The organism is Synechococcus sp. OH2 (assembly GCF_047462155.1).
In the GTDB taxonomy this organism is placed as follows: Bacteria; Cyanobacteriota; Cyanobacteriia; order Thermostichales; family Thermostichaceae; genus Thermostichus.
In genome coordinates this window covers 1-11,272 of the sequence record NZ_JANSIR010000058.1, presented here as the reverse complement: position 1 = coordinate 11,272, position 11,272 = coordinate 1, and the positions used below count along the sequence as shown (strand labels likewise).

Below are 11,272 nucleotides of genomic sequence, written 5' to 3'. Positions count from 1 at the left end.
AGCGGCGGATCTTCCACTCTGTCCACAGGGCAGGGAGGACAAAGGGGAGGGCCTCGAGAATACCGATGGAGCTAATCTCCGTAGTGCGGTGCAGCAGCCGGGCTCCAGCAGCGGCCATTTCCTCTCCCCCAACGGCCGTGATGCGCAGATGCGGACGCTGGCGCAGGAGCTCACGAATGAGATGGCCAGCCTGCAGATCCCCGGAGACTTCTCCGGTGCAGATAAACAGATGACTCACAGGTCGTCCTCTTCTCTGCCACGGCGCAAGGCGGGCAGAGGACCGCGCCGTTGGGGTTGGGAAAGGGAATCTTCCAAAAATTGCAGCAGATGGAGCAGGGATCCCGTCTCGTCTACCAGCTCTTTCCCCTGCAAGGAGCAGATGCTACACCCACCCTCGGTGCGGATGCTGCTGCGCAGAGTTTGCAGCGCTTTTTCCAGAGGCAAACCGGAACGGTAGAGCAGCCGGTAGGCCTGGCGCAAAGCTGGCAGGGATCCCTCCATTCCCTTGGCTCGCCGCAACCCCACCAAGTTGAGGCCGCGAATGCGGGCTGGGTGCCCCTCCACCAACATGTAGGGCGGCACGTCGCGATCCACCCGGCTCATGGCCCCCACCATGGCCAAGCGACCCACTCGGGTAAACTGGTGGATCCCGACCATACCGCCGATGCGCGCCTGTGACTCGATATGGATGTGGCCGGCCAAGGCAACCGCGTTGGTAATCACCACTTGATTTTCGATAACGCAGTTGTGGGCGACGTGGACGTAGGCCATTAGCAGGTTGTGGTCGCCGACCACCGTCGCTTCCCCTTCGTTGGTGGCTCGGTTGATGGTGACGAACTCGCGGATGCGGTTGCCCCTGCCGATCACCACCTGGGAGGGCGCGCCGCTGTACTTCAGATCCTGAGGCTCTGTGCCCAGCACCGCCCCCGGAAAAATCTGGTTGTCCTCGCCAATATCTGTCCAGCCATCGATCACCACGTGGGCCCCCACCACCGTACGGGCGCCAATGCGCACATGCTCGCCGATAACCGCATAGGGGCCAACTTGCACCGTCTCGTGCAACTCAGCCTTCGGATGGATCACCGCCGTGGGATGAATCCGAACAGAGGAGTTGGGAGTGGATCCCGCTGAAGCCAACGAACTCATTTCTAACCTAGCCAGCAAATGTGGTTACGCTCCCAACCCTGCAATTAAGGCTTACTCGGGGAGGACACAATCCTCCACCGCTCTGCTGCAAAACTCCGACCGGGAGATGAAAGCAGCACCTAACATGCCCCTATCCCAACACTTTAGCAGGGTCTTTCCGCGCCAAGTTGCTGCCGCTGGGCTCCTCCTCGATGGGGAAAACAGATGGCCACCCTCCACCTGCCCCGTGGTTGCGGAGCGCCAAAGGCCCCCTCCTGGCCGCTGTTGTCCCATCAATCCACCAAGGAGAACATCAGCTCCCCTTCGGTCACCAGGTGTCCCCCCACCTGGGCCCGACAAAACATCTTGCCGATGCGTTTTTGCCGGATGGTGAGCAAATCGGCCGAGAGCAGCAACTGATCCCCTGGCAGCACGGGGCGGCGGAAGCGAACGCCATCGATACCAGCAAAGAGAGCCAGCCGCCCAGCCACATCGGGCAACTTGGTCAACACGATCCCTCCCAACTGCGCCATGGCCTCGACGATCAGAACGCCGGGCATGATCGGTCGGTTGGGGAAGTGCCCCTGGAAAAAGGGCTCGTTGAAGGTGACGTTTTTCAGTCCCACCGCCCGTTGCCCTGGTTGATACTCCACCACGCGATCCACCAGCAGAAAAGGATGGCGATGGGGCAAGATCTCCAGGATTTGATCCGTTGTGAAAACGGGGGGAGCTGTTGCCAACTGAGCGGCTGCTTCAGCCGAGAGGAGAGGAGGAGGAGAGACGTCAGAGGACATGGCAAACCCACAGAGCTGGAAGACAAACCTTAAATCCTGGATGGGAGGGCCTCAAAGCAGAACCAAGACAGCAAGGAGGAATGCCGGCAGGCCGCGAGGAGCCTCTCGCCCACCTCAGGAACCAGGAGCCCCGTCAAGACAGAGGGAGAGGTTCCACCCCACCGAGGCGCCTGGGATTCCTTTCTTGTTCTTGAGCTGAGTCCGCCTGCACCCGCAGGGATCCACTCCTGAGCAACTGCTCGGCCAAACGGTGATGCAGGGCATGGCCTGCCCTGTAGGCCACAATGTGCCCCTGCAAGCGGCAGCCCAACAGGCTGAGATCTCCTAGTAAATCTATCAGCTTATGGCGCACCGGCTCATCTGGGTAGCGCAAGGGCCTCAGCCACTCGGTGGTAGTACAGACAATGGCGTTCTCCAGGCTGCCGCCTTGGATCAGCCCCTGTTGGCGGGCCAGCTCCGCATCCTGTTGGCGGGCAAAAGTGCGGGCCGGAGCAATGGATTGGACAAAATCCGCCCTGTTTTCCTGCCAGCTCAGCCACTGTTGGCCAATGGGGCAATCGGCAAAGTCGATGCCATAGGTGAAGCGAGAGCCGGGGTAGGGCAGGGCGCTGACAAAGGCTTCCCCTGCCCAGACCGTGACTGGCTCCTGGATCACTCCCAGCAGGGCCGGCTGCTCCTGGGCCAGGATCCCAGCTTGGGCAATAGCCTCCACAAAGGGCAGGGCGGAGCCATCCAGGATCGGCAGCTCCGGCCCCTCCACCTCGATGCGGCAGTTGTCGATGCCCAGCACGTAAAGGGCAGCCAACAGGTGTTCCACTGTCTGCACTTGGACAGGGGGGGATCCCTGCTGCAGGCGGGTGCAGAGAGCAGCAGGAGTCAGGGATCCCAAGCGGGCCGGGATCTCAGGGGATCCCGGTTGATCCACCCGCACAAAGACCCGACCGCCGCCAGCAGGAGCCGGGTGGAGGCTACAGCGAACCGGTAGGCCAGTGTGCAGGCCGACCCCTTCTAGGGAGATAGAGCTGGCCAAGGTGTGCTGTTGGTCTCTCATCGTACTCCGCACCGCTACCGCAAACGCTCTTGGCCCTGGTCAAAAACACGGTAGTACAGCTCCCGATAGCCAACGCGCAGGCTGCTGCTGGCGTCTGCCAGTTTGGCCTTGCGACTGCCGTAGGCGCTAAACACCTCGTAGGTGTCTCCCTCGAAGAAAAAGGAGGAGACATCGGAAACCTCTTCGCCCCCCAGCAACTGCCAACGCCCCCCACGAAATCGCAGCCGGTAGCGAGCCTTGTCCAAGCTGCCGGAGGGGCGGTCGATGGTGGCGTCGATCCTACCCTCGTACTCCGGCGGCTCGGCTCCTGCTATGGGCCGCACCTCAACGGAAATATCGCGGTAGCGGCAATTGGGGCGGTTGCACAGGCGAATTGAGCGCATTGCCTCGGCAATCCCTTCCAGCCGCTGTCGCGCCTCTACCAGGGAGTCAACTGGAGAGGACAGAGCCACCTGAGCTGCCTCTGCTGCTGGGGAGAGCAACGCAGAATGGGCAGCCAATGCCGGCGATCCCCAGCAGCACCCCAACAGCACCAGACACATCCAGCTCAGCCAACAGCGGTAGGCGGATCCCATAGGCGCAATCTATGACAAGATCTAACTCCTCTACTCTAGGGGATCCTTATCTGCGATTCTGTCCCAAGGGATGCCGGCATTGTCCAACTGGGCTCAGGAGCGATTGGCGCAGGTACGCCTCGTGTTGGTGCGGCCAGCAGGGCCGCGCAATCTCGGGGCCATTGCCCGCGTGATGAAAAACATGGGCCTGCGGCAGTGGGTGTTGGTGGATCCCCAATGCGATCCCCTGGATGCAGAAGCAGTTACCATGGCCGTGCATGCGACGGACTTGCTCCACCAAGCCCGGCAGGTGCCAACCTTAGCCGAGGCCCTCCAGGGATGTGTGCAGGTATTCGGGACAGCAGGCCGCCGCGAGCCCTACCCCCCCGAATGGCAAATTCAGTCTCCCCGCCAGGCTTTCGCGGAGCTGCTGGCTGCCGGCCCTGCCGCTCTGGTGTTTGGCCCCGAAGATTGCGGCTTGAGCAACGAAGAGCTGGCCCTCTGCCATCGCCAGATCCAGATCCCCACCGATCCGGCCTACCCTTCCCTGAACTTGGCCCAGGCAGTGGGCATCTGTTGCTACGAACTGCGCACCCTCCTCTACCAAAATCCTCGCCCGCCGGTGGCTGGCTCTGGGAGCTCAAAGCCAGCTCCCTTCGAGCTGCTGGAGGGTTTTTTCAGCCACCTGGAGGCGCTGCTGCTGCACATTGGCTACCTGCACCCCCACACCGCTCGTCGCAAAATGCTCAAGTTTCGGGCCCTGTTTCACCGCGCCGGTCTGACAGTGGCTGAGGTGGCCCTGTTGCGCGGGATCCTGCGACAACTCCAGTGGAGCCAACAATCCTCTCATCGAGAACCCCCGAAAGAGGATCCTCATCTCACCGAGAGTGGATCTTAGCTGCCGCAGCCTCTAGCCGGCTGCCTCTGAAAACCAACCCCTGGGAACTGAGACAAGGGGATCCAGCTAGGTCTGGATGATCTCCCTGCGGCAAACTTGATTTGACGGAGAGAGTGACCATCGAATAGGGGCTGAGATTTCCTTGTCCTACAGCAGTTTGCGGGCTTGTAGGATAGGTCTCGTGTCCGTGGATATGTCCCGTTTTTAACGGAATCCTCACTCAACGAAGTCTCTCTCTTCATCAAGAGCGCTGAGAGAGTCCCACCTTCTATGGTCACTCGGCAGAGACAGAGATGGATCCCTAAATCCTGGCGTAAGTACAGCTTGAATAAGGTAGCAGACAAAGCTGGCACATTTTTCTGTTTCTATCGCTACTTGTCTTTCTGAAAACCTAACTACTATCCAGCCGCTTTCTGCAAAGAAATCGTCTCGCTGGCTATGTCTATTGTCATCTAGTGCATGATGTGGTACTCGCTGACCATTCTTCTGGTACCAAGGTTCGTCAACTTCAACATCGATAAGTAGAGTTCTATTGTTACTAGATACTTGTATTGCTATGTCGGGCGTATACGGAAAATCAAATCCTGGAACCTTTAGGGAGGATTGTTCAGGTAGAAACTTAACTGGAAGGTTTTCCATCTTTATTATCAAGGCTTCTCTCAGCCGGCCATCATACCTACCTGCGCGGGCACCCTGACCTAAGAAAGGTTGGCATAAATCTAGGGGTTGAAATATCAGACCATTTTCCCAGTTCCTTATGATTTGAGCTACCTTGTTTTGATATTCGCGACTATATTCTTCGACTTGTTGTTTGTAATCTGACTCTATGCGATCGCACTCTCTTCTCCAAAGGACAAGTCTCTCCTCATATCTTTTTTGTTCTTGAGGATAACTTCGCATTTTTCTCTCATATTCTTCCATTCTCTCTTCATAAGTCCAGGATTCGTATAAGAATTTGGCTAAGGTAGCCACGCCTGCAATCCCTGCCAAGATTAGAAAGAATGGCGCTTCAGCAATAATCAGCGCAATTAGGGTAGCAACTCCAGCTCCAGTTGACAGGGCAGCCTGGAGCTTGTCCATTACACGGGTTGGGATCTCTGGTAGTTGCGGCTTAACTGGTCGAGGGGGTAGTTGAGGCGGCTCAGGTTTTCTGGGGGGAGGGGGCAGTTCTGGCCCTCTCAGTTGCAGGCTGATAGGGGTAGGGAGAACTATATAGGGATAGCAGTCCCTCCGCTCATATTTGAGGATGGGGTGGGGCTTCCAGCTCGGCGTGTGCATTGTCTTGACCTGGCACGTTGTCCCGTAATATGCCAGAGGCCACTTTTCCAGTCAATTCTCCCTGACGGCTGTAACAGCCTAGCCGCAAGGAATCCCCTGTTAATGAACGGCTCTGAAGATCTGCAGGCTGCCGTCCGGCTTCACCACCACCTTCTTCTTGCTTTTGGCTGTCGCGTAAGAGAAGACAATCTGACGTGGATTTAGGTTAGGCTTAGGCGTATCCACGGCTGTGTCCCGTCTTGCCGTGGATTCTAGTGAATGTTGCAGGACTACCGTGGATATCAGAATGCCCAAAAACCTTGCCAGTTAAGGCTTTGAGGGATTTAGGTGGATGTTGGCAAACTAGGCTTTGACGGAGAGAGTGGGATTCGAACCCACGGTGAGTTGCCCCACACAGCATTTCCAGTGCTGCGCCTTCGACCACTCGGCCATCTCTCCAGCGCAAAAATCGATGACTTTCCCGCAGAGCTAAAAACTCGGCTTAGTGATCTTAGCAGAGGATGGAGGTCACTCAGAGGATCCTTTGGCATCCCCAGGCCGAAACATTTGCAGCATCACCTCCCAGCGGGAGCAGCGCCAGTGGTCGATGTGGGATTCGATGAGACCTGCGGGGTTAAGCCGCATCTCTGTCCAGCCGGGGATGCACAGGCGGGGACGCCAGGGCAAAAAAGACAGGGATCCCCTCAGCGTCCACTCGCTGCGGATGTGGTTGCCGCTCTGGTGGATGTCGTGCAGCTCAAGATGGATATCCTGCAGCCAGCGCTCTAGGCTAGCAATCATGGCCCGGTAGCGATCCAGGCCGCGAAACTCGTTGAGGGGATCCCGGAAATAGACCTGGGGATCGTAGAGGGAGTAGGTTTGATCCCGGGGAAAGCGGGCGTAATCGGCCCGCAGGATGGCCACCAGGTCGAGGCTGGGCTGAGAAGGGTGGCTCATGCTCTGACCTCAGCGGGAAGGGATACCGTCTCCCCTGGGGCAGGACAGCACAGCCGGATGGATTGGCCAGTGGCGGCGTTCAGGGATCCCAGCTTTTCCCGGAACTCCTCTAGGTTCCCCAGAGGGCGGATCTGGGCGGCAAACCAGCCGTGGTAATCTACCTCTCCGAGAGCGGTGGGAATCACCTGCTGTGGGCGCAGGGCGGCCACCACCTGCAGGGCCCGCTCCGGCCCCATGATCACCTCGCCCAAGAGGGGAAAGATCTGGCCTACCACCGGGATCAGCAGGGTATGGATGGGGGCAAACTCCTGCTGCAGCCGCGGGCGGATATCCGGTTGGGAGAGGTGGGGCTCGTAGTAAAGCCGCGTCTGGGTCGGCAGCTCCTCCAGCAAAAAGCCCAGCTCCCGCACCGGCCCTAGAGGTGCTCCCGGAACCGCTGTGATGCGCAGGTCTCCCCACCGCACTGACTGCCAGGGATCTAGGGCCTGCACCCTCTTAAAGCCAAGGCTCCGTGCCACGCGGGCGGCTGTTGGAGAAGCGAAAACCGGGATCTGCCGGTTCAGCCGCTGCAGGGTGGGGGGGTGGCAGTGATCCGGCTGGCCCTGGCTGAGGAGGATGGCGTCGAGTTTGGGCAGGGTTTCCGGTGTGAAGGGCGGCACCTGGCGGTGCTCCAGGCGGATGAACCAGGGCAGGCCAAAGAACACCAAGGGATCCACCAGCCACGGATCCAGCAGAAAAGTCTGGGTCTGGGTATGGATTAGCCAACTGTTGAGGTCGATGCGGGTGAGTTTCATGGTGCTACTGCCCGGTGATGGAGAGATCGGCTACCCAAATGCGGGGACACAGACCAGCAGGGGTGATTTGGGGCTCCGGCTCGACGTAGAAAATCGACTGCAAGAGTCCTAGAAAATCCCCCGCTACCGTTGCCGCCTCGATACTGATGCGCTCTCCCTGGCGCACCCACCAGCCCTGAAAGGGCAGGGAAAAGGATCCCTGCAGAGGCTTGACTCCGGCATGGAGAGCCTGCAGCTCGTCAATCCAGACCACATTCTCAGCCGTGGCCAGGTCGTAGGTGCTCTCTGGCGGAGCCCCGGCAAAGACGTGGTAGTAGTGGGCCGCCACCGTCACCTTAGCGCCGATATTGGCATGTCCCGTGGGCTGGGCCCCCAGGCGTTTGGCGGTGCCGGCGCTGTGCAAAAAGTGGGTCAGAACTCCATTGGTGATGAGGGAAACGCGGCGGGTGGGAGTGCCTTCGCCGTCGAAGCTAATTGCGCTCACGTTGGTAGGGTGCAAGGCGTCATCACACACCGAGAGCAGCGGCGAGGCAATCTGCTTGCCCAGTGAGTCGGGAGTGGACAGGCTTTGGTTGTCCAGGATGTTTTGGGCGTTGAAGAGATTGGAGAAAGCGCCCAAGAGGCTTAAAAAAGCTTCCCCGGAAAAAACCACTGTGTATTTCCCCGAAGGGATCCGCTCGTACTCCAGGTGGCTGATGAGTTTCTCGGCCGCTTCCTTGACGCAGCCCTGGATATCCAACTCCTCTAGACTGCGGGCCACCCGCACAGCGCCGGCGCTGCGGGGTTTGCGACCCTCTTGTTCTGCCTTGCCGTAGAGAAAGACCGAGGCCAGGGTGTGGCCCTCCTGCCGCAGGGCTTGGTCGCTGTTGAGGTAAAAGCGGTCGATCTGCCGCTGGGCCAGGCCGTTGTAGGGTACCCCCTGGATGGCGGGATGGGATCCCAGTAAAGCCTTCTCGGCGGCCAGCAGTTGCTCCAAAAGCTCACTGGCCAGCGCCAGCGGCCTTTTGTCGTTACAGGGCTGGAGAATGGGCAGCTTCGCTTCTGGACTCAATTGGGGTGCGTGTTCCCGCACGCCGAAGTGGCTGGCTTCCAAGGCCGTCTGCAGAGCCAGTTCCAGCCCTGCCTCGTCCACAGCAGTGGTGGAAGTCACCCCCACCTGGCCCTGGTCGTTCCAGGCCCGCACCGTCACACTGCAGCGGTGAGAGGCTTTTACCTGACGGGGCTCCCCCTGCTCAACCTGCACGCTGGTCTCGTCCACCTCGGCTCCATAGAGATCAAACTGGGGGATCCCCAAACGTTTGGCACAGCTTTGCGCCTGTTCGGCCAAGGCCTCAACTTGCAACATCCCTACTCCTTCCCTAGCGACGGGCCAGCCAGGCGGTCAAGTCCTCCACGCTGTGGAAATCCAACAAAGCTTCCCCTAGCGCCTCCAGCTGCGACGGCGGCAAGGCCCAAATCTGGTTTTCCAAGGCCGGGTCAAGGGATCCCAGCTTCCGCCGCAAAAGCCGCAAAACCAGTGTTGCTTCCCCGTGTTGCAAACCCTGTTGCAAACCCTGTTGCAAGCCCTGTTGTAAGCCCAGTTGCAAGCCTTCTTTGCGCCCTGCTTCCAACCCCTCCCGCAGAGCTTCTGCCCGCCATTCCTGGTAGATCACCGATTCCCTCATATCCAAGGACCTCATGATTTGCCGAATCAAGCCCCGATCCAATGCTAGTCCTGCCAAAACGGCTGTTGCCGCTGCCAATTCCCGCTGCTCGCTGGAGTCTGGCAAGCGCTCCAGCTCAGCAACGACTTCTCGTAAGGTTTCTCCAGGATCCTCCACCTGGCCTAAGACTCGAAAAGGCAGCAGCGCTGGCCAATCGACCCTGGCTGGCAAATTACACTCCCACAGGCGAACGACTTCAAACTCATGGCTTAGCCTTTCTAGGCGAAAAGAGGTTTGGAAGACCCGCTGCGAGCGCGTTTTGCGAAGATAAATGACCACCTGCCGCACCGATAGCTGGGGATATTTCCGATAGAGGCGGAGCCGATAGTCGGCCATGCGAAAGGGGATTTCAGGATCCGGATCTGTTTGAAATTCCAGATGCAAAATGCCCTGCTGTAGCCCTAGCAGAATGACCGAATCGGCTCGCATGGGCTCCTCCGACAGTTCTGTGGGCAGAAGCTGTACCGGCAGAGCTACCTCTCCCATCAGCCAACGGGCAAACTGCTCCGGAAAGCGCTCCGCCAGGTACTTGCAGATGTTGTCGTAGGCCATGGGGGATCCCTGAAACTAGCGCCCGCCCACGGTGATAGAGTCCACCTTGATGTGGGGCTGACCCACAGTAACGTAGATGCTGCCGCTGACAGAACCGCAGAAGCCAGGCGCCAGGCGGAGATCCTTGGAGCACATGGAGATCTTGGTCAAGATATCCTTGGCTTCTCCAATCAGCGTGGCTCCCTTGAGAGGCTTGGTGATTTTGCCATTTTGGATGAGATAGGCTTCTTCCACGGCAAAGTTAAATTGGCCAGTGGGGCCGACACTGCCGCCCCCCATGCGCTTGCAGTAGATGCCTTTGTCAATAGAGGCAAACAGGTCGTCCAGTTCGGCGTCGCCAGGGGCGATGTAGGTGTTGCGCATGCGGCTGGCAGGGGCAAAGGTGTAGTTTTGCCGGCGACCACTGCCGGTGCGGGGATGGCCGGTGCGCATGGAGCCGGCCCGGTCGGCCAGGAAGTTTTTCAAAATGCCCTTTTCAATGAGCAGGGTGCGCTGGACGGGCATGCCCTCGTCGTCCACGTCCAGGCTGCCAAAGGCCCCCTCGGAAAGCCCCTCGTCCCAGGCGGTGAGGTTTTTGTGGGCAATTTTCTGGCCTTTTTTGTCGGCAAAGGGAGTGGTTTTGCGCTCGATCTGGGTCGTTTCCAAGAGATGCCCACAGGCCTCGTGGAAGATGACGCCGCCAAAGGCGTTGGACATTACAATCGGGTAGGTGCCCGATTCCACATAGTCGGCATAGAGCATCTGGCCAGCGGCTTCTGCCAGCTCCTGGCTGTGGGCTACGAGATCCCAGCGGCGCAAAAAGTCGGGATCCCGGGTGCCCCCTGCGCGTTGGCTAACGGAAGCGCGATGATCCCCATCGGCACAGAGCAGGGTAGAACTAACCGACTGGGTAAGGCGGATGTCGCGCACAAAGGTGCCGTCGCTGCAGGCCACCAGGATCTCCTGCCAGTCACGGAAGTAGTTGGTGCGGCGGGACTGAACATGGTGAGCTTGCCGCTTCAGCTCTGCGTTGGCCCGCAGCAGGATCTCCCCCATCTCGGCAAGGGAGCTGCATTCCTTGAGCCAGCCGTCTTTACCGCGGCGCTCGGCGTAGTCCTGGAGCAGCCCTAGGTTGACGGTGGAGACCAAAGCAGCAGGGCCAGGGGGGGTGAGGCCCATCAAGAGCAGGCCTTTTTCTAGGGCAGCTTTGAGGCCGGCAAAGGAGAGATCGTTGGTGCTGACGTAGCAGTCGGCCAGGCCGCGAAACACCCGCACCCCCGCGCCGGTGGAAAGTCGAGGGGTGATGCTGGTGAGGGTGTCGTCTTCCGCCAGGCAACTGATGGAGTTAGCCCGCTCCAGGAAGATCTCCACCAGATCGGCGCCGGCAGCCCGCCCCCAGCCCAAGAGAGTTGCAAGGGGATCCCGCCAATCCTCGCCGAAGTGCTGCAGGGTGGGGCGGTAGTCGAGGTTGGGCAGTTCTTTGGATAAAAGCAGCATAGTAGGCCGAGAGCACTCAAAAGAGGGAAAGGGCAGGCTAGATGCCGCCATCTTTTGCTCCCTCAGTTTAACGTAAGGTGCGGAATTCCCCACCGTCTATACGGTGGGGAG

At 59.3% G+C, this 11,272-nt stretch carries 11 protein-coding genes, 1 tRNA gene and 1 pseudogene; 1 reads left to right on the top strand and 12 read right to left on the bottom strand.

All coding sequences use genetic code 11. The annotated features are described in order from the left end of the window. The 5 genes and pseudogenes from NW835_RS04715 to NW835_RS04695 form a co-directional block, all read right to left on the bottom strand. A pseudogene (locus NW835_RS04715) lies at positions 1 to 238 on the bottom strand (lipid-A-disaccharide synthase); the annotation flags it as partial. Continuing rightward, positions 235 to 1,146: an acyl-ACP--UDP-N-acetylglucosamine O-acyltransferase gene (gene lpxA / locus NW835_RS04710; protein WP_414364462.1), complete on the bottom strand. Its 912-nt coding sequence runs from the start codon at positions 1,144 to 1,146 to the stop codon at positions 235 to 237. The gene lpxA and the pseudogene NW835_RS04715, both read right to left, overlap by 4 nt. Before the next feature lie 272 nt (positions 1,147 to 1,418). Further along, a complete protein-coding gene (fabZ, locus tag NW835_RS04705; protein WP_414364460.1) occupies positions 1,419 to 1,919 on the bottom strand; it encodes a 3-hydroxyacyl-ACP dehydratase FabZ in 501 nt (166 codons plus the stop codon). Between the two features lie 133 nt (positions 1,920 to 2,052). Continuing rightward, positions 2,053 to 2,970 carry a UDP-3-O-acyl-N-acetylglucosamine deacetylase gene (gene lpxC / locus NW835_RS04700; protein WP_414414644.1) on the bottom strand — a complete coding sequence of 306 codons (918 nt, stop codon included), beginning with the start codon at positions 2,968 to 2,970 and terminating at the stop codon, positions 2,053 to 2,055. A gap of 14 nt (positions 2,971 to 2,984) precedes the next feature. Then, a complete protein-coding gene (locus tag NW835_RS04695) occupies positions 2,985 to 3,545 on the bottom strand; it encodes a hypothetical protein (RefSeq protein ID WP_414364456.1) in 561 nt (186 codons plus the stop codon). A 70-nt stretch (positions 3,546 to 3,615) separates the two neighbouring features. On the opposite strand from NW835_RS04695, the gene NW835_RS04690 reads away from it, so the two are divergent. Further along, positions 3,616 to 4,422, top strand: coding sequence for an RNA methyltransferase (locus NW835_RS04690; RefSeq protein ID WP_414414643.1), 807 nt, complete (start codon positions 3,616 to 3,618; stop codon positions 4,420 to 4,422). A 216-nt stretch (positions 4,423 to 4,638) separates the two neighbouring features. Here NW835_RS04690 and NW835_RS04685 read toward each other — a convergent pair whose 3' ends face one another. The 7 genes from NW835_RS04685 to NW835_RS04655 form a co-directional block, all read right to left on the bottom strand. Further along, positions 4,639 to 5,502, bottom strand: coding sequence for a hypothetical protein (locus NW835_RS04685; RefSeq protein WP_414370926.1), 864 nt, complete (start codon positions 5,500 to 5,502; stop codon positions 4,639 to 4,641). A gap of 551 nt (positions 5,503 to 6,053) precedes the next feature. Beyond that, positions 6,054 to 6,138 (bottom strand) — tRNA-Ser (locus NW835_RS04680). Between the two features lie 69 nt (positions 6,139 to 6,207). Next, positions 6,208 to 6,636, bottom strand: coding sequence for a DUF2358 domain-containing protein (locus NW835_RS04675; RefSeq protein ID WP_414376844.1), 429 nt, complete (start codon positions 6,634 to 6,636; stop codon positions 6,208 to 6,210). After that, a complete protein-coding gene (locus NW835_RS04670; protein WP_414414642.1) occupies positions 6,633 to 7,430 on the bottom strand; it encodes an MBL fold metallo-hydrolase in 798 nt (265 codons plus the stop codon). The genes NW835_RS04675 and NW835_RS04670 overlap by 4 nt, the downstream gene beginning before the upstream one ends. Before the next feature lie 4 nt (positions 7,431 to 7,434). After that, positions 7,435 to 8,775: a TldD/PmbA family protein gene (locus NW835_RS04665; RefSeq protein ID WP_414414641.1), complete on the bottom strand. Its 1,341-nt coding sequence runs from the start codon at positions 8,773 to 8,775 to the stop codon at positions 7,435 to 7,437. Positions 8,776 to 8,788: 13 nt separating this feature from the next. Next, positions 8,789 to 9,685: an Rpn family recombination-promoting nuclease/putative transposase gene (locus NW835_RS04660; protein WP_414414640.1), complete on the bottom strand. Its 897-nt coding sequence runs from the start codon at positions 9,683 to 9,685 to the stop codon at positions 8,789 to 8,791. A 15-nt stretch (positions 9,686 to 9,700) separates the two neighbouring features. Beyond that, complete coding sequence (locus tag NW835_RS04655) at positions 9,701 to 11,161, bottom strand: TldD/PmbA family protein (protein WP_414414639.1); 1,461 nt, start codon at positions 11,159 to 11,161, stop codon at positions 9,701 to 9,703. Between the last annotated feature and the right edge of the window lie 111 nt (positions 11,162 to 11,272).

Bases quoted from the DNA above. Each gene is read 5' to 3' on its own strand.
- lpxA (WP_414364462.1), bottom strand. From the start codon at position 1,146: ATGAGTTCGTTGGCTTCAGCGGGATCCACTCCCAACTCCTCTGTTCGG.
- fabZ (WP_414364460.1), bottom strand. From the start codon at position 1,919: ATGTCCTCTGACGTCTCTCCTCCTCCTCTCCTCTCGGCTGAAGCAGCC.
- lpxC (WP_414414644.1), bottom strand. From the start codon at position 2,970: ATGAGAGACCAACAGCACACCTTGGCCAGCTCTATCTCCCTAGAAGGG.
- NW835_RS04695 (WP_414364456.1), bottom strand. From the start codon at position 3,545: ATGGGATCCGCCTACCGCTGTTGGCTGAGCTGGATGTGTCTGGTGCTG.
- NW835_RS04690 (WP_414414643.1), top strand. From the start codon at position 3,616: ATGCCGGCATTGTCCAACTGGGCTCAGGAGCGATTGGCGCAGGTACGC.
- NW835_RS04685 (WP_414370926.1), bottom strand. From the start codon at position 5,502: ATGGACAAGCTCCAGGCTGCCCTGTCAACTGGAGCTGGAGTTGCTACC.
- NW835_RS04675 (WP_414376844.1), bottom strand. From the start codon at position 6,636: ATGAGCCACCCTTCTCAGCCCAGCCTCGACCTGGTGGCCATCCTGCGG.
- NW835_RS04670 (WP_414414642.1), bottom strand. From the start codon at position 7,430: ATGAAACTCACCCGCATCGACCTCAACAGTTGGCTAATCCATACCCAG.
- NW835_RS04665 (WP_414414641.1), bottom strand. From the start codon at position 8,775: ATGTTGCAAGTTGAGGCCTTGGCCGAACAGGCGCAAAGCTGTGCCAAA.
- NW835_RS04660 (WP_414414640.1), bottom strand. From the start codon at position 9,685: ATGGCCTACGACAACATCTGCAAGTACCTGGCGGAGCGCTTTCCGGAG.
- NW835_RS04655 (WP_414414639.1), bottom strand. From the start codon at position 11,161: ATGCTGCTTTTATCCAAAGAACTGCCCAACCTCGACTACCGCCCCACC.